Source organism: Chryseobacterium sp. BGARF1 (assembly GCF_001677955.1).
In the GTDB taxonomy this organism is placed as follows: domain Bacteria; phylum Bacteroidota; class Bacteroidia; order Flavobacteriales; family Weeksellaceae; genus Chryseobacterium.
In genome coordinates, this window is sequence record NZ_LELA01000043.1 from 153,877 (window position 1) to 176,860 (window position 22,984).

21 protein-coding genes are annotated in these 22,984 nt (G+C 33.6%); 10 read left to right on the forward strand and 11 right to left on the reverse strand.

The genetic code is table 11. The features are described 5' to 3' along the window. Positions 1-29: 29 nt before the first annotated feature. The 6 genes from AB671_RS09050 to AB671_RS09075 form a co-directional block, all read right to left on the reverse strand. Positions 30-1,046, reverse strand: a complete 1,017-nt coding sequence (locus AB671_RS09050; RefSeq protein ID WP_066675744.1) for a tetratricopeptide repeat protein — start codon at positions 1,044-1,046, stop codon at positions 30-32. Next, on the reverse strand, positions 1,039-2,694 hold the full coding sequence (locus AB671_RS09055) for a hypothetical protein (protein ID WP_066675749.1): 1,656 nt from the start codon (positions 2,692-2,694) through the stop codon (positions 1,039-1,041). Before AB671_RS09055 ends, AB671_RS09050 begins: the two co-directional genes overlap by 8 nt. Beyond that, positions 2,678-5,080, reverse strand: coding sequence for a hypothetical protein (locus AB671_RS09060; protein WP_066675750.1), 2,403 nt, complete (start codon positions 5,078-5,080; stop codon positions 2,678-2,680). The genes AB671_RS09055 and AB671_RS09060 overlap by 17 nt, the downstream gene beginning before the upstream one ends. Further along, positions 5,071-5,814 carry a hypothetical protein gene (locus AB671_RS09065; protein WP_066675751.1) on the reverse strand — a complete coding sequence of 248 codons (744 nt, stop codon included), beginning with the start codon at positions 5,812-5,814 and terminating at the stop codon, positions 5,071-5,073. The genes AB671_RS09060 and AB671_RS09065 overlap by 10 nt, the downstream gene beginning before the upstream one ends. After that, positions 5,787-6,920, reverse strand: coding sequence for an AAA family ATPase (locus tag AB671_RS09070; RefSeq protein WP_066764769.1), 1,134 nt, complete (start codon positions 6,918-6,920; stop codon positions 5,787-5,789). Before AB671_RS09070 ends, AB671_RS09065 begins: the two co-directional genes overlap by 28 nt. Before the next feature lie 121 nt (positions 6,921-7,041). Continuing rightward, positions 7,042-7,680 carry a hypothetical protein gene (locus AB671_RS09075; RefSeq protein WP_066679511.1) on the reverse strand — a complete coding sequence of 213 codons (639 nt, stop codon included), beginning with the start codon at positions 7,678-7,680 and terminating at the stop codon, positions 7,042-7,044. Between the two features lie 202 nt (positions 7,681-7,882). On the opposite strand from AB671_RS09075, the gene AB671_RS09080 reads away from it, so the two are divergent. The 3 genes from AB671_RS09080 (at position 7,883) to AB671_RS09090 (ending at position 10,560) form a co-directional block, all read left to right on the forward strand. After that, positions 7,883-8,395, forward strand: a complete 513-nt coding sequence (locus tag AB671_RS09080; protein ID WP_066679510.1) for a YceI family protein — start codon at positions 7,883-7,885, stop codon at positions 8,393-8,395. Between the two features lie 117 nt (positions 8,396-8,512). Further along, on the forward strand, positions 8,513-9,337 hold the full coding sequence (ygiD, locus tag AB671_RS09085; protein WP_066679509.1) for a 4,5-DOPA dioxygenase extradiol: 825 nt from the start codon (positions 8,513-8,515) through the stop codon (positions 9,335-9,337). 59 nt (positions 9,338-9,396) lie between these two features. Further along, positions 9,397-10,560, forward strand: a complete 1,164-nt coding sequence (locus AB671_RS09090; RefSeq protein ID WP_066679508.1) for a carboxypeptidase-like regulatory domain-containing protein — start codon at positions 9,397-9,399, stop codon at positions 10,558-10,560. A 68-nt stretch (positions 10,561-10,628) separates the two neighbouring features. On the opposite strand, the gene AB671_RS09095 is transcribed toward AB671_RS09090, so the two are convergent. Then, positions 10,629-10,901 (reverse strand): hypothetical protein, encoded by a 273-nt coding sequence (locus AB671_RS09095; protein WP_066679507.1) that lies wholly within the window; start codon positions 10,899-10,901, stop codon positions 10,629-10,631. 491 nt (positions 10,902-11,392) lie between these two features. Next, positions 11,393-12,898, reverse strand: a complete 1,506-nt coding sequence (locus AB671_RS09100) for a S8 family peptidase (RefSeq protein ID WP_066679506.1) — start codon at positions 12,896-12,898, stop codon at positions 11,393-11,395. Positions 12,899-13,184: 286 nt separating this feature from the next. Between AB671_RS09100 and pfkA the strand changes: the two genes are divergently transcribed. After that, positions 13,185-14,171 carry a 6-phosphofructokinase gene (gene pfkA / locus AB671_RS09105; protein WP_066679505.1) on the forward strand — a complete coding sequence of 329 codons (987 nt, stop codon included), beginning with the start codon at positions 13,185-13,187 and terminating at the stop codon, positions 14,169-14,171. Positions 14,172-14,206: 35 nt separating this feature from the next. Then, a complete protein-coding gene (gene gap / locus AB671_RS09110; RefSeq protein ID WP_066679504.1) occupies positions 14,207-15,211 on the forward strand; it encodes a type I glyceraldehyde-3-phosphate dehydrogenase in 1,005 nt (334 codons plus the stop codon). 74 nt (positions 15,212-15,285) lie between these two features. Here the strand turns inward: gap and AB671_RS09115 are convergent, their stop codons facing one another. Together AB671_RS09115 and AB671_RS09120 are read right to left on the reverse strand one after the other, a co-directional pair. Next, on the reverse strand, positions 15,286-16,188 hold the full coding sequence (locus tag AB671_RS09115) for a hypothetical protein (protein WP_066679503.1): 903 nt from the start codon (positions 16,186-16,188) through the stop codon (positions 15,286-15,288). 173 nt (positions 16,189-16,361) lie between these two features. Continuing rightward, positions 16,362-17,225 (reverse strand): glycoside hydrolase family 25 protein, encoded by an 864-nt coding sequence (locus AB671_RS09120; RefSeq protein ID WP_185114100.1) that lies wholly within the window; start codon positions 17,223-17,225, stop codon positions 16,362-16,364. A 66-nt stretch (positions 17,226-17,291) separates the two neighbouring features. Between AB671_RS09120 and AB671_RS09125 the strand changes: the two genes are divergently transcribed. The 5 genes from AB671_RS09125 to deoC all read left to right on the forward strand — a co-directional run bounded on the left by AB671_RS09125 (position 17,292) and on the right by deoC (position 21,682). Beyond that, positions 17,292-18,554, forward strand: a complete 1,263-nt coding sequence (locus AB671_RS09125) for an NAD(P)/FAD-dependent oxidoreductase (RefSeq protein ID WP_066679502.1) — start codon at positions 17,292-17,294, stop codon at positions 18,552-18,554. Then, positions 18,551-19,225 carry a tRNA (guanosine(37)-N1)-methyltransferase TrmD gene (trmD, locus tag AB671_RS09130; protein WP_066679501.1) on the forward strand — a complete coding sequence of 225 codons (675 nt, stop codon included), beginning with the start codon at positions 18,551-18,553 and terminating at the stop codon, positions 19,223-19,225. The genes AB671_RS09125 and trmD overlap by 4 nt, the downstream gene beginning before the upstream one ends. Before the next feature lie 291 nt (positions 19,226-19,516). Next, entirely contained in the window at positions 19,517-20,458 is a 942-nt protein-coding gene (locus AB671_RS09135) for an endonuclease (RefSeq protein WP_082987270.1), read from the forward strand. Between the two features lies 1 nt (position 20,459). Next, positions 20,460-20,933 carry an Lrp/AsnC ligand binding domain-containing protein gene (locus AB671_RS09140; protein WP_066679499.1) on the forward strand — a complete coding sequence of 158 codons (474 nt, stop codon included), beginning with the start codon at positions 20,460-20,462 and terminating at the stop codon, positions 20,931-20,933. A 2-nt stretch (positions 20,934-20,935) separates the two neighbouring features. Next, positions 20,936-21,682, forward strand: a complete 747-nt coding sequence (gene deoC, locus AB671_RS09145) for a deoxyribose-phosphate aldolase (RefSeq protein WP_066679498.1) — start codon at positions 20,936-20,938, stop codon at positions 21,680-21,682. A gap of 56 nt (positions 21,683-21,738) precedes the next feature. Here the strand turns inward: deoC and dusB are convergent, their stop codons facing one another. Then, complete coding sequence (gene dusB / locus AB671_RS09150; protein WP_066679497.1) at positions 21,739-22,737, reverse strand: tRNA dihydrouridine synthase DusB; 999 nt, start codon at positions 22,735-22,737, stop codon at positions 21,739-21,741. Between the last annotated feature and the right edge of the window lie 247 nt (positions 22,738-22,984).

Below are 22,984 nucleotides of genomic sequence, written 5' to 3' on the forward strand. Positions count from 1 at the left end.
ATCTGATCAATGATGCTATAAAGCTCATATTAATTTCTAAACATTTTATTTCTCCCTGTTCTGTATCTCGAAATATCTTTTAAGATCACCTCATCTTTTGGATTGAAATGCTTCAGTTCATTGATGATGGAAGAATGATTTTCTATATTTTCGGCAATGATCTCGTATGCGATATTCCTTGTTGTTTCCTGTAGTTTTGAATCTTTATTAAACTCATGTTTCATCGCTTCCAGATAAATTAATTTCTTATCAGAAGGAGTTTTGAGGTATAAATTTTGAATTGTATGATTCAGGTCTTCAATAGTATTGATATTTACAAAATAGTTATTCAAGCAATTAAAAGCATCTTTATTTTCTTCCCAACCTTGTAAAAGAATTTTCTGAGCTTCTTCCGGAAAATCCATTTTTTTGCGGTAAATAAGAGAAGCTTTCACCATCTGATCGTTGTTTACATAATCATCAACAACCATTTGATAATAAGAATTCGCATTTTTGGCATCGTTAATTTGTATATAAAGATCACCCACTTTTTCTTTTTGCTCGAGCTCTTTATACAGTTCAATCGATCTTTGATATTGCTTTGCTTTTTCAAAACAAGACGCAGCCTCCGATCTATTTTTTAATTTTTTAAGGTAGATCACGGCAGCTTCATTATACAAACCGCCATCCTCAAGTGTTTTTGCGCCACGATAATTGTCATTCAGCAAATTCATATAAACTTTTGCGGCTCTTGTATAATCTTTTTCGGCAATGTATTTTTCGGCTAATTCTTCGTATTTGTTTCTGATCCTGTCGAACAAAGAATTTTCAAGATAAAAATTTCCGCCACCGCCTTTTTTTTCTGAAGAATTCCCAGATCTTTCTTTATTCTGAAGTGCAATTACTACAAAAAATATAATTACTAAAACAACTGTAAAAATCACCAAATTCCCAATAACGCTCCAAAATGTTTTCTGAAAAAACTCAGCAAAGATCGCAATGATCTTAATAATTGCTAAAACCACAAGTGCTCTCAGAAACTTATCGATAAACTTCTGCTTATTCATTCTCTTCAGATTTTAAAATGGTTTTATCTTCGCGAAAAAGTCTGTACAAGAGAAGAGCTACACAAATGATCAATATCCAGACAAACCAGTTATAGCCAAACATTTCGATGATCGGATAAAAAATATAACTCAACAAAGCAATCAGAACAACCATGAGGAAGATCTTGATCCCTACCGGAACATTTTCACCACCGAAATGTATTTTTTTCTTTTTAAAAAGGAAAGAATACAATCCTACAGCACCCGCCATTAAAACAATTAACCAAAAGATCTCTGATGCCGAAACTTTTTCAGATCCATCAGCTGAGTCGTCTTTGTTTCCTTCAAGATAAGCCTGTGAATTTTCATCCATCTTAGAAACTGGCGGCTCAATAGTTCCGTAGCGTTTCCCTAAAGAGTCAGCCATCAAGATCTGTTTTTTATTGAGAACCATTTTCACAACACCTTTATCGGCAGGTATTCCGTTGCCTTCTTTTTTGAGAGAATCTGTGATTTTATTTTGCAGTTTTTCTGTATTTTCCGTAATTACTTTTACTATTTTTTTATTATAGATCGTTTTGAGAGAATCTTTTGTTTTTCCTTCATCAATTCTGTATTTCTCAACATCTTTCACCACATCATCCATCGATTTCCCTCTTGAATATTTCGTGTTTGCGAGGGCAAAATCATTCATCAATTTACCTCTTCGCTTCCTGTAAATAGAATCAATTTTTATATCAATATCAGTAATCCCAGATTTGAAAGCCAAAATTTTTCCGATCTTATTTTGCTGTTGAACTTTCCCTGAATTCACATGTTCCTCTGCTTCATCCTTAGTGAACTGAAACCCTACTCTAGCAACTATAATTAAAATGATAATCACAAAAAATACCCAGCGGTAATTTCCAGAACCTGAACTTTCACCTGAAGAATTATCACCACCACCAAAAAAGTTTTGAAACCAGTTTCCAAAATTGAATTTGCCAAACCCATCTCCTCTGGAAGTTCCCATAATATCTAACGGAACTCCCAATTCTACAGCTCTTTCAGGATATTTTTCAATATATTTTAAATATTTTTCTATTTCCTTTTTATTTCCTGCCATTACTTTTTTCATATCAAAAGGCAGGTTTTTCATCCACTCTTCTTCAGTTTGTGGTTTTTGAAGCGCCTCCATCACTTGGTCATCATCCATTTCCACCATAAAACTTTTAATTTCTTGGGGAATTGTTACTCCGTTTGATGGTTTTCGAATCTTATCTTCTGACTGTTTAGGATGATCAATTAATGAGATCCAATCAATTTCTTCATTCAATTTCACCAAACCGAAATCGGGATGCATCACCATAAGATCAGCATTGATATTTTGCCAGTCTTCAGGATTAAGCTTAGGATAAAAAGTAGTGTTTTCAGGGATGAAAAGCCTGTCTTCAACACATTGAAAATAAGAATTCTTGCCAATTTCAGAAGGTGCAAGATCTTTAAAGATCAAAAAGCTTCCGTACAAAGTATTCGGTTCATTGGAGGGAATTGGAAATGACCGAACTTCATTTAAATCAATTCCTAAAGTTTCCATTTCGTGCAGCCACGTCAATGGTGAAGAACTTTTTATTAAAAGTCCTTTTTTAGGATAATTGTTTTTCGGAAAAGGTTTAATTCTCAGTTCCATATTCTACAATTTGATGAATAAACGGTTCTAAATATTCAGAATACATATGTGAGACAGTTTTAATTTTTAACAATGTACTTTCAGGAAGATAAAATTCTGATCCTCCAAATTCTGTATCACTTGCTATTGCTAAAAAACCATCGGTTGTCGTAGCAAGATAAAACACAGGAATAGCTTTGTTTATACTTTTAAAAGTTAAAATTCCACGAGGATCTGCAATGATCTCACTCCCTTCAGAAAAAACAAATTTGTTTTTTATTTTTTGAGCGTAAACTGACATTTTAATTTTATTCCTCTGAAGTAGTATTGAATCATACTCCGTTGTATACAATTCGTATTTTGAAATTACAATTTGATGATCATCGTTGATCCCAATTTTGTCATAGTTGCTTAGAATTTTGTCATCATAATAAGTATCCAGTCTTTGTAATTCACTCTGTGCTTTTTCATTATTTTTCTGAATTTGTCTTTCAGTTTTCACATTTTCCAATATTACATTTCCATCAATATTAATTTCTTCAATCCAAGTTGCATCTTTTTCCCATAGATAGAATTTTTTATTAAAATAGATTAAATGAAGTGAATGATGTATTTTTCGACCGCTTAAATTTAATTCGGAATACTCTCCAGTATTTAAGTTCAACTTTGAGATCAGCTTTTTATCTGGTTGATACTGACACAAAATATAGTGTTGTTGTTTATTTTTTGCCAACGCAAACTCTCCTCTCGGTTTGACCGAAATATCTTCAAATAAAACCTCGCAACCTCTATGCGTTTTGTATTGACTATAATAATTCTTATTGTAATAATTATCTGAAAGATAAGTTTTCAACAATTGTTTTTTTGAACTCAAAATAAAGAATTCACCATCCAACAAAAAGCTTTCAATCTTGTTTTGTGGCATTGGAAACAACAATGGATAATTCATCGGAACATCTATCTTTCTTCCGCCCGAATCTGATCTTTGATCTTGTTGCTGTTTTTTCTTCGTTGGATTTGCCCATAATTCCTGCAACGGAAGCATGATCTTCTGAACGTGTTTTCTTGTTCCTTTATGATGTTTGTAAAAATTCAGTTCGCCTTCAGCAGAAGTTGTCACCAAAAATTTCAGTCGGTCCCGATTTTCGTGAATGACTTTCTGCAGCTTTTGATTTTCTAAATTTTCCTGATTGGTAATAAAAAAAACTTCAAGATCCTTCTCGGTATGTTCTTCACTAAAAAACTTTTCCAATGACTGAGAAACTTCCAAAACCGGACTTACGATATTAAGATGATCGATCACCTCCTCCACTTTATCAAGCTTTATCGGAATTGAATTTTGTCCTAAAGCAAAAACTTTACACTCTGAATGCGCTTTTGGATGCTTGATAACAGCAATTGCCGATGCAAAAGCCAAAACTTTCGGAGTTCCCCAGTTTTTCAGGGAAGTATCTATTAAAATAATTCTTTCAAAAACATTTTCTTCAGGCGGAATTTCACGCTGAATGTATAAAGCTTCATTATTCGCCACACGATTCATAAAAACCTCATCTTCATTGGCAAATTCAGACAAAAGCATTCTGCTGAAATCGCCCTTGTTGGTCATATCTGAAACTCCGCCAATCGGTTGTTCACCGGGAGAAAGATGACGCATCGGAATTTTTAGCCCGCTCCAGATTCTTTTAATTAAACTTCCAACCTGAAAAGTTTTGGGTTCTTCGATGAGTTCCTGAATAAAATCTTTACCGGTTTCTATTGTTGTTTCTTCTTCAATAACTTCTTCTTCAATATCAGCAATTTTCAAATTACCTTTCATTACTTGAATAATCATTTGACTTGAAGGAAATTTCTCATTCAAAGCAACCAAGATCCCTAAATCTTTGGAAAAATTCGAAACTGTAATTTCTATTTTTTGTGCTGAATCGGCAATTTTTCGTGAATTTCGTAAATATCCATTTAAAATATATTCCGATTGTTTTTCCGAAATATTATTGGACGCATACTTGAATATTGTCTGTAAAAGAAGAACTCTATTTTTCCCTTTTTTATAATTGTGATGGAGAGATTTTAATGTTTCTAAAAATTGAAATGCAGGACGAATCAAATGTTTAACATATTCATGCGCTGCCAAAGGATGTTTTCTGAGATTCGTTTTAATACCTTTTAAATCTAAATATCCTTCATTTGTTGCATATAAAGCTAATAAAAGAGGGCTCAAAATTGGCAAACCGTTAAGTTGAAGCTCCTTCAAAATCTCAATCAGATAAGGTCTATAAACAACAGCCCCAATATTCTGAAACGAAATAAGATTATTTTCATTATAGTCGCTATCGTCCAGAACATCTTCATCCGTTGTCCATTCCCAGAAATAATCTTCGTATGATTGGAAATATTCTTTTAATTCCATTCCTGTGATTTTTCAGTCAGACGAAATGAACTTACAGATAGTTTTCTAAAATTCTCTTTATTAATGGATAATACACTTCCGGTTTCGCTCCATAAAAGCCAGTCTTCGTTGCATTCATTATATTTTCTTTGCAATAATGAACTCAGATCTTTAAATTCAAAATCAAAACCTGTTGGTAGAAGATGATCATCTTTTAACCAAAAAGTTTTTCCGGGAAAGCCTAATAATGGAGTTCCCATAAACAATGCTTTATCATTAATAACAATCCAATCCAGTTTTTCTAATTTGAATTTTGGTGTCGTAATAATTACTTCTTTAATTTCTGAAATTGAACAAAGCAAAGCCATTGCAGGCTGCTCTTCTTCACTAGATTTTAATTTTACATCAACCTTTTCATTAATTCCAAAAAAATTATTATTTGAAATAGGAAAAGTGAGCTTTAAAGCTTTATCAATCGGAGCCCACAACAAAGCGGTTCTCATTTTTTTACTCGGAACCAATGCACCTTTTCTGAATAAAAGTCCATCCCCTAATTCATACAAAATAAAATTCGGCAACTGCTGAATTTCCGATGAAACAGCCTGTTCATCAGTAAAACCCTTTAGCCAAATTATCTCTTCATCAATTGCAATATGAACATTTTTCCAGTCTCGAATTGCACCAAGAAAATCTTCATCCCCTTTTGGAAGTTCTGCCCAAAAAGTTTTTATACTGTTTGAAGAATCTTCTGCCATAAACTTTCGATTTCTTGTTGAATGTATTGTTTTTGTTCAGGATTTCTGATCCAGTCGCATCGGGTTTGGAGATATCTTAATTTATCTTTTATCACGTTTTGTTCCTCAAAACTTAATGTTCCGCTATTCCATTTTTCGATCAGGATTTTTACATCTTTCATCACCTCTTCAGGATTGGGAATTTTATTCTGTAAAGCTTGTGGATGAGATTTCGGATGGTCGTCTTTTTCAATCGTTCTGTTGATAATTCCTTCTAAAATTTCAATCTGCTCTTCGGTATCCCAAATATGTTTCAACACCCATAAATCTGAAAGAATCGCTTCGTTTCTACCACAAATTAAAGCACTTGCCGCGATTAAATTTTGCAGTTTCACAGCTCTACGATCGGAAATCGCAATTCCTGTATTTCTAAGATTGATAATCGTATTTAAATAAACTTCATAAATCGGTTTCAGGTCTATGTTTTTACACAAATTCTGAAGCTCTCGGATTTCATCTGAAAAGATTTCGGGAGTTTCGGTTTCCAGAATATTTTCGAGTTTTCTACCAGCTAAAAGTACTTGTTGAAGAAGATCCGGATTTACATTATCAACATTAATTCTAATTAAAAAACGGTCAAAAAGTGCATTCAAAGCTTCATCTTCAGGAAGAACGTTACTTGCACCGACAAACATCAACGCAGGAAGCTTCCTTGTTTCTTTTCCTCTTTTGAAAATCTTTTCATTTAAAGCCATCAAAAGAGAATTCAAGATTGCCGAATTGGCATTGAAGATTTCATCCAGAAAAACCATCGATGCTTCAGGCATCATGCCTTCTGTGTTGGTTAACAATTCTCCTTCTTTTAATTTTCTGATATCAAAAGGACCAAAAATTTCGTTTGGTTCGGTGAAACGTGTTAAAAGATATTCAAAGTTTTTACCGTCTGTTACCGTATTTGCCAATGTTCTTACAATGGCAGATTTTGCGGTTCCGGGAGGACCATACAAAAATGCATTTTCTCTTGCCAACAAGCAGATTCCGAGCAAATCTACAACGTCATTTTTCCCGACAAAAGTGTCTTTAACAAAGGCGAGAACTTTGTTTAGTTTTTCTATATTTTGAGTCATTTTTTCTTTATATTTTTTCTTGCTTCTGCTTTTTAAACGCAAAGAGCGCAAAGTTTTTTTTAACAGCTAACCGTTTTTAAGTTCGCAAAGGCGTTCTACTCAGCCAAGAAATACAAACAGATTAGTTTTCTACTATTTTTAATTCTTTCCAAAAAGTATCTTTATACATTCCAAATTCTGCGATCAGCAATTGGTTGATGTAGGGAATTTCTGCCAGTTTATAGGCTTTCTTTTCAACGATTCTTTCAAGATATAATTTTCGGTAGGTTTTGTCTTTTAATTCTTCTTCCCAATTGATTTTTTCAAGATTTAAATCTAATCCAATTCCTGAATAATGAAACTGATGTAAAATATTTTCCAGCAATTTCACCAAAGGATCTGTAGAGTCTGCAACCTGAAGTGCATCGAATAATTGTGGTAAAAACCTCAACGACAAATCTGCAGATAAAATTGCGGAAACATCTTTTTCACCTTGATATTGAGGAATCAGTTTTTCTAAATCTTTCGCCGTATCTTTTCTTATTAAATACAACTGTGCACTGTGATACAAAATTTTAGCAGCCCAAATGGCAGCTTCTTTATTGAATGGAATCTTATCGGATAAAAAATCTAATCTTTCTTTTTCAAATTCAGATTCAAAAAAATCTTCCGCCTCATTTTCTTCTTTTTTAGTCAATATTTTAAGATCTGAAAAAATAGTCAGTGCGCCTTCTTTTCTAAGAAGAAACAAAGTATCTAAAAACGGGGATTTATTTTCCATTATCTAACAAAAATAGAATTATTTTCTTTAATTATTAATGAATTTTTAAACCTAAAATAAGAATTTGCTTCTTCAACGAACAAATAACTGCAGAATTCTCATTAAATTTATATAAAAATTAATTTCTTATCCTAAGTCAATGAATTGGAAATCATTCTTGTCTTAGATTTGCATTATAAATAACAACAAAAAAATACATACAATGGCTACAAAATGGAATTTAGACCCAGCGCACAGTGAGATTACTTTTAAAGTAAAACACATGATGATTTCTAACATCAAAGGTAATTTCACAAACTTCAATGCAGAAATCGAAGCTGAGGACGATACTTTTGCCAATGCAAAAACTACCGCAACCATCAATGTAGATTCTATCTCTACTCACAATACAGACAGAGATAATCACTTAAAATCTGCCGAATTCTTTAATGCAGAAGCTAACCCAACCATTACTTTTGAGTCTAATGCTCTTAACAATTCTGTAACTGGAAATCTTACTGTAAATGGTATTACAAAACCAATTACTTTGGATGTAGATTTCGGAGGAATCAACGTAGATCCTTGGGGAAATACAAAAGCAGGTTTTTCTTTTGAAGGAAAAATCAACAGAAAAGATTTCGGTCTTAACTGGAATGCAGCTCTTGAAGCAGGAGGTGTAATGGTAAGCGATGAAGTGAAAATTGCAGGTGAATTGCAGTTTGTAAAACAAGCTTAATTTTAAAATAAATTTCTGCAAGCCACAAAAACGTGGAATAATGAAATAATTAGTTTTTTAAATCAGAAGGTTCAGGGATTATTATTTAACCTTGAACCTTTTTTAATCTAAATATAAATGAATCTCAACGATTTACAGAATATAAGCAGCCAGTTTAAAAATTCACAGAAAATGCCGGTTCTTTTTCTTGGTCACGGTTCTCCGATGAATGCCATTGAAGAAAATCAGTTTGTACAGGGTTTTAGAAATGTGGCAAAAGAAATTCCGAAACCTAATGCGATTTTGTGTATTTCTGCACACTGGTTCACCCGCGGAACAAAAGTTACTGCGATGGATATGCCCAAAACGATTCATGATTTTGGTGGTTTTCCGCAAGCTTTGTTTGATGTGCAATATCCTGCTCCCGGAAATCCTGAATTAGCACATGAAGTTGCAGATATTTTAAATCTAATCGTTGAAGAAGACCACAATTGGGGGCTTGATCATGGAGCTTGGTCTGTAATTAAACACATGTATCCCAATGCTGATATTCCCGTGATTCAGTTAAGTATTGATTATACAAAACCACCGCAATATCATTTTGATTTGGCTAAAAAATTAGAGAAATTAAGAGAAAAAGGTATTTTAATTATCGGAAGCGGCAATATTGTGCATAATCTAAGATTAATTGACTGGCGAAACATTGATACTGTTGGCGCGGGTTGGGACTGGGCAATTGAAGCTCGTGAAAAAACCAACAACTGGCTTCTTGACGGAAATTTTCAGAACCTTATTGATTATCAAAAACAGGGAACTTCTCTGCAATACGCCATTCCTACACCCGATCATTATTTGCCATTGATCTATTCTTTAGGTTTAAAAAATAAATCGGAAGACCTGGTTTTATTTAATGATGATTTAATTGGCGGTTCGCTAAGTATGACAAGTGTGAAAATCGGTTAAATTAAATTTCTTTTAGCCTTCTTTTTTTTATCACTATAAATTTAGTAATATTGTTTACCATGAAAAAAACAGTATTGCTTTTCTTAATGATTTGTCCTTTTTATGTGCTTCTGTCACAAACCATAAATGGCACAGTCGTTAATGATATCGGCAAACCGATTGCCGATGTCAATATTTATTTAGACGGAACAAAGACCGGAACTATTTCTGCAGCAGACGGAAGTTTTAGCCTCAATTCAACAAATAATAACAACCTGGTTTTTCAGAAAGATGATTACGAAACTTTTACTGTAAACACTTCGGAGCTTTTAAATAAAAAACTGAAAGTGGTTTTGATAAAAGCGAAGAAAATTGAAGAAGTTGTCATCATTCCGTTTACAGAAGCCACGTATAAAAATTACATCAATTTCTTTCTGGATTCTTTCATTGGATATGATAAAGAAAATGTAAGGATTAAAAATCAACGTTCGCTAAAATTTTCTTACGATAAAACGAATAAAGTTTTAAGGGTAAAAGCGCCACAAACTTTAATCATTGAAAATAAAAACTTAGGATACACTATAGAATATAATCTTGTAGAATTTTCTGCAAATTTTGATGAAAACACAACCCGATTTGTGGGCACCAGCTTCTTCAAAGAAACAAAAAGCAACGATAAAGTAAAGTTGAATAGAATGAATGCCTATGACGGCAGCCAAGTACATTTTTTCAGAAGTGTTTTTGCAAATAAAGTTGCTGATGAAGGATTCATTGTGAATCAGATCACCAAGTTTCCGAACTCAAAATATCCGACTGAAGAAGAATTACAACGTCTCAAGGATTTTGCACAAATGTTTAAATCTAAAGGGACAATGAATGTTCCAGAAGATATTTTAGATATTGGTACCCGTAAAAGAAATGAGCCACCTTATAAAATTGGAGTTACAAAAATCAAAATTCCTGAAATTGATTATACTAAAAAAACAGACAATAAATTATACCTGGATTATGATCATATGATGCAAATTAATTTCAAGAAGTATTTTTATGAGTTGAAAAAAGGACAATTTGTAAAAGCCACGATCCCAATTGTACAGACCTCTTTTCTTCATCCCGAAAATGACAGTTATGAGATCTATGCCAACGGAAATACTTCAAACCCAGGCATGCTTACCAATCAGGGAGAATTTGCTAAAAATAAAATTGAATTTCTTTTGCCTTTAGATTATCAGTTGGGGGATTGATCATTAAAATTATTGCATAAAAAAATCGGAAGATAAGATCTTCCGATAACAATATGGATATGCTCTAATTAGATCCTTGTAATAGAAACTACATGTGGTACGCCTTCGATCGGGCAATAAACTTCCACAATAGCTTCCCAAATTACATCTGAAGGAGGCATAGAAGCATCACATTTGAAACGGTAGTTAGTTCCGTTAACCAATTGTGTAGATACTAATTTAGGAGAATATTTTACTCCTACGAATCCTCTCATTGCTTCGTCAAATACTTTTTGATCTTCTGCTGTAAGAGCGTGATACGCTGTCCATCCTCCTACTAATGATTTTTGTGCTGTTGTCATGATTAATATTTTGTTTTTTTCCTACTCTTGTGGCTTTTCGGATTACGCCCCGTTTTGAATGGTTTCTGGTCTCCAAGGTTAAAGTTTTTTATACAGATCGTTTTTTGAATGTATTGAATAATTTAAGAATTAAATCACCAATTTTATTTAAGATAGATCTTGTATTTGTTTGTGATCACATGACAAAGCTACATCAGATCAAACAAAATCAATAGCGTATAAATACGTATTTTAATTTTTAAGTATAACTACTAAATATATAATTATATGAAATTTTTCACATACATATCACTAATTTAGAGTCATTTTAATAAAAATAAACAAGATTCAATATCACATACAAATCAACAAAACAGTTAAGTTTTCAAACTGCTCAAAGCTATAATTACCTATTGAAGTACAATTTTTAAAATAAAAAGTAGCGTCATTTATAATGACGCTACTTTTTCAATTTTAATTTCTAGATCTTGATCTTTCAAAAATGATAAGATCTATTGTACTGCTTGTAAAACATTAATATTTCCATATCCATAATCTGCATTCTTGGTTGGATAATAGGTTGCAGACTGTCTCATTTTATTTAAAACCTGATCTCTCGTCCATGACGGATTTTTAGACCAAACCAAAGCTGCAATTCCCGCAGTAGAAGCAGTTGCCACAGAAGAACCACCTACATAATCGGTTTGTGCATTATAATAACTTAAAACAGGAATATTATTTCCGGAAGCTCTTTCCATTTGATAGGTAAAATCGATCTCACTTCCAGAGTGGCAAACGTCACACTTCTGATTAGATGTATTTTCTTTTACACCTGTTATTGCTTGTGTTTCTGGCATCCAAGCTGGGAAAATTACCCCGACAAATGTTGTAAAGCTTGTAGAAGTTCCACCTGCGCAGAATATTAGTTTTCCTTTAGAATAAGCATATTTTACACCATCTTCAATTTTTCCGACTGAGAAAATATGTCCCATTGACATTGAAATTATTTTCACACTTGCCGTATTTCCAAGATTGGTAAAGGCAATTTTCACTCCTTCTTGCTCGTGATAACCATCCAAAACAACGTTTGAAGCTGCACGATAAGAGATCAAGTTTGCATTATAGGCAACACCAACCGGTTGTCCCTGATTGTTTCTCGGAGCCGCCATTGCAGAAGCCATACTCGTTCCGTGACCGCATTTATCATCCGCTCCGTCGTAACCAGAACTCCAAGGCCAAACAGAATCTACATACACTCCGTTTTTACTGATTGTTCTTCCCGAAGACGAACCGTTATTAAAACTGCCACTCAACAAACTTTGATTAAAAGAAACTCCTGAATCGATCAATCCGATGGTAACTCCCGCTCCGGTGCTGTAATTCCATGCGCTTGTAATATTATGTTTTGCGAATGACCAAGGTGCTTTTGCGTTTGGAGTTACGGTAGTGTAATCTGAAGCACTCAGAGCAGTTGACTCTAATCCACAACCTGAAGAACTTCCACTTGATTTAGCTACGGTTCCATTGATTTTATTTTCATTTTCAAAATAGCGGTAATCTGCAGGCTCGAAATAGCGGATTGATTTTAATTTTCGCAAAGCAATTACTGTTTCCTGCTTTTCGATATAAACATCGATTTGATTTAAATATTCATCAGAAGCTAACAAAACTCGCTCGTTTTTCCCTTCATATTGCTGAATGATATCTAAAATTTCCTGTTGTAAAGCCTCAGAATTTGAAGATTTACTTCTATCAAAATCATCTTTCGAATCTCCGAAACCGATAGAAGCTATTTTATTTCCCTGAACAATTCCGCTCCACAAAAAGTGTGATGAAGCTTCGTTCCAGGAAAATCTTCCTTTCGTTTTGGTCGTTTGATTAATTTGTTCGTTGATTTGTCTTGCACTCAAAGGCTCTGTCTGTACAATTTCTGCTTCGATAGCATTGGTCTGCATGTCTTCTGTGGAACAAGAGCTCAGCGCAAAAACTGCCAATACGTAAAATACACATTTTTTCATACTAAAATATTTAAAATTTGGTACTCCAAGATATTAATTTCTAATGATATAGAAATATTAAAATTTTATTTTGAACAGAAAAAACTATGTTATAAATACTTTACAATAATCACAATTTCAAATTTATTTTTCATAATTAAACTTCATCACAAAAGGAATTAATAATCCCCAGATTTAACATAATAATCCCAATCAATAGTAAAAACTTAATACTTAAAGTTATTCTTAAAATCCTACAGTTATCTGAACTTGTTTTCGTAAATTTGTGTTTGAAATTTTTTACTAGATGAAAGAAAGTGCTGTAAAAAAAATTGCAGTTCTTACTTCAGGAGGAGATTCTCCTGGTATGAACGCAGCATTAAGAGCGGTTGTAAGAACCGCAAATTATTATAATATCGAATGTTACGGTGTAAGAGAGGGCTACAATGGTCTGATTCACGATGATTTCCTGAAAATGGGGCCTCGTTCCGTAAAAAATATAATCAATCAGGGTGGTACGATTCTTAAATCTGCCCGTTCCGTAGAATTCAGAACCAAAGAAGGTCGCCAAAAAGCGTATGACAATTGCATGAAATATGGAATTGATGCTTTGGTGTGCATTGGTGGTGACGGTACTTTTACCGGAGCTAAAATCTTTAATGAAGAATTTGGCATCAGAGTAATTGGTGTTCCCGGAACTATTGACAATGATATTTTCGGAACCGATAATACTATTGGGTATGATACCGCTTTGAATACAGCAATGGATGCGATTGACAAAATCCGTGATACGGCGACTTCTCACAACAGAGTTTTCTTTGTTGAGGTGATGGGGCGTGATGCAGGTTTCATCGCCTTAAACAGTGGTTTGGCAACCGGAGCTTTAGACATCCTTATTCCTGAGAAAAAAGACAGTATGGATGAGCTTTTTGCTAACTTCAGAAATGCTGAAAAAACAGGAAAAGCTTCAAGTATTGTTGTTGTAGCTGAAGGTGAAAAACTTGCAAATATCTACGAACTGGCTGAGCAAACTCAAAAAGAATTCCCGGATTATGATATTCGTGTAGCTATTTTAGGTCACATCCAAAGAGGAGGTTCACCAAGCTGTGCCGATAGAGTTTTGGCAAGCAGGCTGGGTTATGGAGCTGTGGTAGGATTAATGGAAGGTCAAACCAACGTAATGGCAGGAATGCGTTCTAACGATATTGTTTATACAGAGATCGAGGAGGCAATCAAAAAACACAACGAAATCAATAAAGATCTTTTATTAATTTCAGAAATTTTAGCAATCTAATCTATTTAATATAATTTTTAAAAAAGTAAAACACTATGTCAACAATTAAAGTAGGTATTAACGGTTTTGGTAGAATCGGTCGTCTTGTTTTCAGAGCAATGACAGAAAGAAGCAACATCGAAGTTGTAGGGATCAACGACCTTATCAATGCGGAATACATGGCTTACATGTTAAAATATGACTCTGTACACGGAGTTTTCCCAGGTGAGGTTTCTGTAGAAGGGAACGATCTTGTGGTAAACGGTAAAAAGATCAGAGTAACTGCAGAAAAAGACCCAAGCAACCTTAAGTGGGATGCAATTGGTGCTGACTATGTAGTAGAATCTACTGGTTTATTTTTAGATAAAGAAAGTGCTGCAAAACATATTGCTGCAGGTGCAAAAAAAGTAATTCTTTCTGCTCCTTCTAAAGATGATACTCCAATGTTCGTAATGGGTGTAAACCACACTGAGCTTACAGACGATGTAAAGATCTTCTCAAACGCTTCTTGTACTACAAACTGTTTAGCTCCTTTGGCTAAAGTAATTCATGATAACTTCGGGATTGTAGAAGGTTTAATGACAACTGTACACGCTACAACGGCTACTCAAAAAACTGTTGACGGTCCTTCAATGAAAGACTGGAGAGGTGGTAGAGCTGCTCTAAACAACATTATCCCTTCTTCTACAGGTGCTGCAAAAGCAGTAGGAAAAGTGATCCCTTCATTGAACGGAAAATTGACAGGGATGTCTTTCAGAGTACCAACTGTTGACGTTTCTGTAGTAGATTTAACAGTAAGAATTGAAAAAGGTGCTTCTTACGAAGAGATTTGTGCAGTAATCAAAGCAGCTTCTGAAGGTGAATTGAAAGGTATTTTAGGATACACTGAAGATGCTGTAGTTTCTCAGGATTTCGTAGGAGATAAGAGAACTTCTATCTTCGATAAAGATGCTGGTATCATGCTTTCTCCAAACTTTGTGAAACTTGTTTCTTGGTATGACAACGAAATGGGTTACTCAAACAAATTGGTTGATATGTTGGTTCATTCTTCTTCTTTGTAATTGATTAATCTTTTATGATATAAAAAAACCTTCCGGATGGAAGGTTTTTTTGTTGAATATATACATAGGGGTAATTACAAATCGCCGGTATTGTCTTCTTGACCGCTAAAAGAAATATTAATTCCTATTCCTAACCAACCTTTTCCATTATATTTCCAGTTGTAATTATTCTGATCGTTTTTACTTATATTATCAAAACCATATGTAAGTCCAACATTAATAGCGTTTGTAATATGAATCAAAACACCTGTATTAATCGTAAATGCACTTACATTTGTAGCTGACTCTGTACTGCTATTAGACTCATCTAATTGTATGCTTGCCAAGCCAAATCCAAAAATTGGTTCTAAGGCAAGACTATTTTCTATTTCTCTATTCCATCTGATTTTTGCACCAATGTTAGCTCCTAAATTAACGTTAGCATCGAAATTAAAATCACCAAAGCGTAATTTAAAAGGAACAGTAAAAACTCCTACTCGCCAATCAACTCTGTTATATAATGGTTTTGTACTCAGTAAAAATTTATCTAAAGGTAAAGAGTAGACTCCTTTTTTTTCTTTTACAACTTTGGAAGAATTATTTGATAATTCCCCCATTAATTTTTTTAAACCTTCATCATTTTGATGATTTGAGAATATTTCTTCTAATCGTTTTAAATAAGTACTTTCTCTATTGCCGAGCTTAGATTGATTATTAATTTTTTCTTGTAAATCTGATCCGTCAAAATCTCCAAAAATAAAATTAACAGTTCCATCCGTAATCGATATTACTTTTACTCTAAATCTTGATCCTTCAATTTCTGATTGAATTTGTGGAAGTGTAGTTTTTTGATTCAGGTCTGTTTTATTGCTAAAAGCATTTAAGTTTTCTTTTGAAGGATAATTAAAATAATAATTTCCATCAACTTTAATTTCTTCTTGTCCAAAAGCCATCCCCACCCATCCGAGTAGAAACAGCAATAAAATTTTTGTTCTCATGATTACATTAGTTTTTATGGTTAGTTTTTAAAAAGCGAAAAAGCAACTACCAAAATATTGGCAGCCGAGTTTTCAGGTATTAGTTTACACAAATATCTGTAATTTTTTAACGCAAAAATGATTTTATAGAATAATTTTTTAAGAATTATTAACAATAATTAAGAAAAGATTAATTAATCTAAAGTTAAGCTTTTCAGCGACCAAACTCCGCCGTTATAGATATTCAGATCTATTTTAGAATTGATTCCGTACACAATTCCGTTTTCTGTAAATTGCCAGAAATCCCAATGATCTTCAGGTGAAGGTTCGGGAACATCGTTGTAATTGGCAAGCCAGATCGGGTAACCTTCAAACTCACCTCTCAAAAAATCTTTGTAATAATGATAATACGTGTAAATAATAGGTTTTTCACCGTAGGTTTCTTCTACAATTTTGCACCAGACTTTTAAATCTTCAATTAGTTTTTCTTTCGACTTACTTTTGGGAATCTTTTCAATATCTAAAACCGGAGGCAAATCTCCACTTTCAAGCTTTACATTATCCAAAAAATTATTTGCCTGGATTACCGGATCTTCATCAGCTCGGTAAAAATGATATGCTCCACGGATTAGATGATGCTCTTTTGCAGAAGCCCAGAATTCATCAAAATTTTTATCTGCATTTCGATTTCCCATTGTTGCTCTCATCACCACAAATTCCAGAGGAATTGTTTTATTTCCGATACTCAGACTATCCCATTTTATATCTTCTTTATTTTGGTAATGAGAAATGTCAAATCCATACGTTTTATCCAAATTATTTGAAATAATTTTCTGAATTCTTAGAGTTTCAGATTCGCTGTTTTTTAGCTTCTTATGAGAGAATTTATTAAAATATAAAGCATAATAGTAACTGATTGATTGCTTTAGATATAAACCTGTTCCGATAAGCGCAATCACCAAGATGAGCAATACAATTTTACGACGCAAAAAATAATTCTTTCGTCTTGTTTGATGGATGTTTTTGGCAGTTTTTTTGGTGTACTTTTTAGTGCTCATAAAGTTTTGTAAAACTAACTTTTTAAGCCTTAAAAATACTAAATAAAATAAGTAAATTTGTGTATTATGGAAACACGCGAAAAGGTTATCATCATTGGAGGAGGTTTTGCGGGATTGCAGCTTGCAAAAACGCTGAACAATAAAAATAAAAAGGTAATTGTTCTCGACAGAGTAAATCACCACATGTTTCAACCCCTTTTTTATCAGGTTGCATGCGGACGAATCGAGCCTTCCAATATTTCTTTTCCTTTCAGAAAAATCTTTCAGCAATCCAGAAATACACAGTTTCGTTTAACAGATGTAAAATCTATTGATCCGGCCAATAATAAGGTCATTACTGACGAAGCAGAATTCACTTACGACAAATTAATTATCGCGACTGGTTGTAAAACCAATTTCTTTGGTAATAAAGATTTAGAAAGTAAAGCTTTCGGAATGAAAAATACTCAGGAAGCCATTAGCATCAGAAATCATGTTTTATTGACCTTCGAAAAACTGATTCTTGAAAAAAGCCGAAGCGACGACGGAAACTGGAATATCGTTATCGTAGGAAGTGGGCCAACCGGAGTAGAATTAGCCGGAGCTTTTTCAGAAATGAAAAAAGAAATCCTTCCGCGAGATTATCCTTATATGAATTTTGATCAGCTTCAAATTATTCTCGTAAGTTCTACCGAAAAACCACTTGCCGTAATGAGCCCAGAAGCTCAGGAAAAGTCAGAAAAATATTTAAAAGAACTAGGCGTAAATTTTCTGAGCGGTGAAATTGTAACCGACTATGACGGAAATAAAGTCTACATGAAAAGTGGCAAAGAAATTCCGTCGAATAATGTAATCTGGGCTGCAGGAGTTACAGGAAATGTCATTGACGGATTTCCTTCAGAAAATTTAGTCAGAAATCGATATATCGTTGATCGTTTCAATAAAGTAAAAGGCTACGACAATATTTATGCAGTTGGAGATATTGCCTACATGGAAACTCCGAAATATCCTCAAGGTCATCCTCAAGTTGCGAATGTTGCCATCAATCAGGCAAAAAATTTAGGCAAAAACTTTCTGAGGAAAAATAAAAACGAATGGGTTGAATATGAGTATAAAGACCAAGGTTCATTAGCAACCATCGGAAAGCATAGAGCCGTTGTTGACTTGCCATTTATAAAATTTCAGGGATTTTTAGCCTGGTATTTTTGGATGTTCTTACATTTAATGCTTATTTTGAGCGTTCGAAATAAACTGGCGATATTTTTTAATTGGATGTGGAGCTATTTTAATAAAGATTCTTCCTTACGTCTGATTATTTCGCCATCTCAAAAAAATAATACGCAGCAATGAGAATTGACATTATAAGCGTGCTTCCAGAATTAATGGAAAGTCCGTTTCAAACTTCTATTTTGAAAAGAGCAGTTGATAAAGGTATTGTAGAAGTACATTTTCATCAGTTGAGAGACTGGTCAATCAACAAACACCGCCAGATTGACGACGAACCTTACGGTGGTGGCGCAGGAATGGTGATGATGATTGAGCCTATAGATAAATGTATTTCTGAACTTAAATCTCAGAGAGAATACGATGAGATCATTTATTTAACACCCGATGGAGAAACTTTGAACCAAAAAATTGCCAACACCCTTTCTATTAAAAATAATTTAATCTTTTTGTGTGGTCATTACAAAGGAATTGATCAGCGTGTAAGAGATCTACATATTACCAAAGAAATATCAATCGGAGATTTTGTTTTAACTGGTGGTGAATTGGCAGCCTGTGTTTTGGCAGATTCTATTATCCGTCTTGTTCCTGGGGTTTTAAATGACGAGCAAAGTGCTTTAACTGACAGTTTTCAGGATGATTTACTTTCTCCTCCTATTTATACTAGACCAGAATCTTATAAAGGTTTGGATGTTCCAAAAATTCTTTTAAGTGGGAATTTTGCCAAAATTGAAGAATGGAGACATGATCAAGCCGTAAAAATAACTACCGAAAAACGTCCTGATCTTTTAGAATAAGCCCTAAAAAACTATGCAATAGATAGTTTTGGTGAAAATTTCACATTATTTATTGTTTTTTACTGGATTTTCTTACCATATATTTCACATACATATGTATTGTTTTTAATTGAACAATACATCGTTTTTTTTGAAATTTATATCGTAAATTTGGAGAATAATTATTATTGTAATTGAAATTTAAGATTTTACAAATCAATTTGATTGAAGCTTTTTTTAAGAGTTAAAATTTTGTTATATTTAATAGTAAATTCGAATTTGAAATTTTATTAGAATTAGAAAAATATGTCGATGGAGCTTTTTGCTTTTTACAATGTTGAAAATTTATTTTTGCCCGATCCGCCGCAGATTCATAAACTCGACCCCACAAAATCAGGATTACGAAACTGGGATGATAGAAAGTACAGAACTAAACTCTCAAAAATTGCACATGTTTTTCGTTTAATGAAAGAAGAAAACGGAATTTTACCTGCCCTTATAGGCTTATGTGAAATTTCTGGAAAAAAAGTATTAGAAGATCTGGTACAGCTTGATCCCTTCAGCTCACAATACGGAATTGTACACTACAATTCTCTCGATGAGCGAAAAGTGGATGTTGCTTTGCTCTATGATAAATCTAAAATAGAAATTATAGATTCTGAAGCAATCACTTTCTTTTTTGAAATTGTAGACAACAAACCTGATAATTATGATACAACAAGGGATGTACTCTTTGCCAAAGTAAAATTTAAAGAAGAAATAATGAATGTTTTTGTAGCTCACCTTCCTTCGAAGAGAGAAAAAGACATTAATCAGCCCAAAAGAAACTTTATAATAGATGAAATTCGTGGAAGAATTTTAAATATTATTAATGAAGATAAACAACATGTAATTGTATGTGGAGATTTTAATCAAAACCCGGATGATGAAAATTTGATAAAAATTCTTTACGACAATACACAGAAAAAGGTCTTACACAATCCTTTTCAGAAACTATTTTCAAATAAAAAATATTCTACTTTTCATTACAAGTCCGGATTATTATTTGACCAGATTATGCTGTCTGATTCTTTTTTTAAAGCAGATGCTCCATTATCTTTTCAGGACGCAAAAATTTTTAATCCTGAAAGTATGAGTACCCAAAATAGAGGTTTCGAAGGCAGACCTTTCAGAACTTATGCTGGAACTAGATATTTAGGTGGATTTAGTGACCATTTTCCGGTGTTAGTGACTTTTAAAAGTAAAACATATTGAGATGAAAAATACAGACGACGGTACAAGCTACCAACTGGATGCGCTAGACAAAGAGATTATTTATATGCTGATGGACAATTCTAAAAGTTCTTTAGCGTATATATCTAAACAAGTAGGGATATCTACCACCGCTGTGCATCAGAGAATCAAAAAACTCGAATTGGCAGGGGTTATAGAAAATTCTATATCATTTTTAAACCCAAGAAAAATAGGATATAAAGTAGTATCATACATCGGTATGTTTCTTGACCAACCCAGTCATTATCCTGAAGTGGTAAAAGCTTTAAAAGAAGTAAATGAAGTAGTAGAAGCACATTACACAACAGGAAACTACACTATTTTTCTAAAAGTTTTGTGTAAAGACAATGACCATTTGATGCAGATATTAAGCAAACTTCAGAAGCTGAAAGGGGTGACAAGAACCGAAACTTTCATATCTTTGGAACAAGGTATTTACAGACAATTGAAAGTATAATCATGATAAACATTGCTCAATATTTAGATTCAACTTATTTAAAAACACCACAACAGGCAGGAATTTCCGAACAGGAAACATTGCAAATTGTAAAAGATTTAGCTCAGGAAGCGATAAATCATCAAATTCTTGCCGTGATGATTCGCCCTGACTATGTCGCAGAAATTAAACGTTTTTTAAACGAAAAAAATTCTAATGTAATCGTAGGAACGGTAATTGGGTTTCACGAAGGAACAGATTCTATTGATGAAAAATTAGCTGAGGCAACCCAAGCAATTAATGACGGAGCTGATGAATTGGATTTTGTAATTAATTACGAAGCTTATCTTAAAGGAGATTTAGAACTTGTAAAAGATGAGTTTTTAAGATGTACGAAACTATGTATTCAACATCAAAAAATTTCAAAATGGATTATTGAGATTGCTGCTTTGACAGATACACAAATTGCAGACCTTACCAAGAATATTTCAACTTGGGCAGAAGAAAATTTTGATGAGAAAGATTTAGAAAATATTTTCGTAAAATCTTCAACAGGTTTTTTTCAAACAGAAAACGGAAAACCAAACGGAGCAACCTTTGAAGGAGTTCAAATAATGCTTGATAATGCGGGCAAACTTCCCGTAAAAGCAGCAGGTGGGGTAAGAACTCCGGAAGATGCAGAAAAGATGATTAAACTAGGCGTAAAAAGGATTGGAACTTCTTCTGCATTAGCTCTTATAAAAAATAATTCTTCTTCAGAAGGATATTAATTTAAACAAAGCTTCTAAAAATAATAAAACCCATCAGATTTTGATGGGTTTTAATTTTATGCTTGTTGAGCTTGATATTCTTCATAAAACTCCTGAGTTTCATTAATCACAGCATCCATTTCTTCCAAAGTATAAACTTCTAAGAATTTTCTTCTGAAATCTTTAAAATGTGGAATTCCTCGGAAATAATTGCTGTAATGTTGTCTCATTTCAATTAATCCTAATTTTTCACCCTTCCATTCAGCGCTCCATTCAGCATGTTGACGAACGGCTAATAATCTATCTGAAATAGTTGGAGCAGCCAAGTTTTCACCTGTTTTAAAGAAATGCTTTATTTCATTAAAAATCCAAGGATATCCAATTGCTGCACGACCAATCATAATACCGTCGCACGCATATTTATTTTTATATTCTAAAGCTTTTTCAGGAGAGTCTATATCCCCGTTTCCGAAAATAGGAATCTCTATATTAGGATTTTGCTTAATTCTTGAAATATGTTCCCAATCAGCTTCACCTTTATACATTTGTCCACGCGTTCTTGCATGAATAGTCAAAGCTTTAATTCCTGTCTCTTGAAGACGTTCAGCAACTTCATCAATATTAATTGAATTACTGTCCCATCCCAAACGGGTTTTCACCGTTACAGGAAGACTTGTAGAACTCACTACAGCCTTTGTAAGACGTACCATCATATCAACATCCTTCAAAACACCTGCACCGGCTCCTTTACAAACTACTTTTTTTACAGGACAACCGAAATTGATATCTACCAGATCAGGATTCACCGTTTCTACAATTCTTGCAGACATTGCCATAGCCTCTTCATCACCACCAAAAATCTGAATTCCTACAGGTCTTTCATAATCGAAAATATCCAACTTTTTTCTGCTCTTCATTGCATCACGAATTAAACCTTCAGAAGAAATAAACTCCGAATACATCAAATCTGCTCCATGCAATTTACACAAACGTCTGTATGGAGGGTCACTCACATCTTCCATCGGAGCCAACAACAGCGGAAATTCCGGCAGTTCTATATTGCCTATTTTTATCATGGTGCAAATTTACGAATTTCTAAACTTTAAACAATTTAATAATATCTATTATCTTGATACTTAAATGTGTTAGTATACAAAATAAAAGATTCTTATATCATAAATTCAATTTTCAGGAGCTATTTCCGTCTATCCGCTCATACTCCTCACGCCAACGCTCTCCAACACCAAATCCCTCCTACTCTCCAACTCATGTTCCGGGGTAACCGCTTCTATACGGGCTAGGATATCCAGCACAAAACATAGA

Bases quoted from the DNA above. Each gene is read 5' to 3' on its own strand.
- AB671_RS09050 (WP_066675744.1), bottom strand. From the start codon at position 1,046: ATGAATAAGCAGAAGTTTATCGATAAGTTTCTGAGAGCACTTGTGGTT.
- AB671_RS09055 (WP_066675749.1), bottom strand. From the start codon at position 2,694: ATGGAACTGAGAATTAAACCTTTTCCGAAAAACAATTATCCTAAAAAA.
- AB671_RS09060 (WP_066675750.1), bottom strand. From the start codon at position 5,080: ATGGAATTAAAAGAATATTTCCAATCATACGAAGATTATTTCTGGGAA.
- AB671_RS09065 (WP_066675751.1), bottom strand. From the start codon at position 5,814: ATGGCAGAAGATTCTTCAAACAGTATAAAAACTTTTTGGGCAGAACTT.
- AB671_RS09070 (WP_066764769.1), bottom strand. From the start codon at position 6,920: ATGACTCAAAATATAGAAAAACTAAACAAAGTTCTCGCCTTTGTTAAA.
- AB671_RS09075 (WP_066679511.1), bottom strand. From the start codon at position 7,680: ATGGAAAATAAATCCCCGTTTTTAGATACTTTGTTTCTTCTTAGAAAA.
- AB671_RS09080 (WP_066679510.1), top strand. From the start codon at position 7,883: ATGGCTACAAAATGGAATTTAGACCCAGCGCACAGTGAGATTACTTTT.
- ygiD (WP_066679509.1), top strand. From the start codon at position 8,513: ATGAATCTCAACGATTTACAGAATATAAGCAGCCAGTTTAAAAATTCA.
- AB671_RS09090 (WP_066679508.1), top strand. From the start codon at position 9,397: ATGAAAAAAACAGTATTGCTTTTCTTAATGATTTGTCCTTTTTATGTG.
- AB671_RS09095 (WP_066679507.1), bottom strand. From the start codon at position 10,901: ATGACAACAGCACAAAAATCATTAGTAGGAGGATGGACAGCGTATCAC.
- AB671_RS09100 (WP_066679506.1), bottom strand. From the start codon at position 12,898: ATGAAAAAATGTGTATTTTACGTATTGGCAGTTTTTGCGCTGAGCTCT.
- pfkA (WP_066679505.1), top strand. From the start codon at position 13,185: ATGAAAGAAAGTGCTGTAAAAAAAATTGCAGTTCTTACTTCAGGAGGA.
- gap (WP_066679504.1), top strand. From the start codon at position 14,207: ATGTCAACAATTAAAGTAGGTATTAACGGTTTTGGTAGAATCGGTCGT.
- AB671_RS09115 (WP_066679503.1), bottom strand. From the start codon at position 16,188: ATGAGAACAAAAATTTTATTGCTGTTTCTACTCGGATGGGTGGGGATG.
- AB671_RS09120 (WP_185114100.1), bottom strand. From the start codon at position 17,225: ATGAGCACTAAAAAGTACACCAAAAAAACTGCCAAAAACATCCATCAA.
- AB671_RS09125 (WP_066679502.1), top strand. From the start codon at position 17,292: ATGGAAACACGCGAAAAGGTTATCATCATTGGAGGAGGTTTTGCGGGA.
- trmD (WP_066679501.1), top strand. From the start codon at position 18,551: ATGAGAATTGACATTATAAGCGTGCTTCCAGAATTAATGGAAAGTCCG.
- AB671_RS09135 (WP_082987270.1), top strand. From the start codon at position 19,517: ATGGAGCTTTTTGCTTTTTACAATGTTGAAAATTTATTTTTGCCCGAT.
- AB671_RS09140 (WP_066679499.1), top strand. From the start codon at position 20,460: ATGAAAAATACAGACGACGGTACAAGCTACCAACTGGATGCGCTAGAC.
- deoC (WP_066679498.1), top strand. From the start codon at position 20,936: ATGATAAACATTGCTCAATATTTAGATTCAACTTATTTAAAAACACCA.
- dusB (WP_066679497.1), bottom strand. From the start codon at position 22,737: ATGATAAAAATAGGCAATATAGAACTGCCGGAATTTCCGCTGTTGTTG.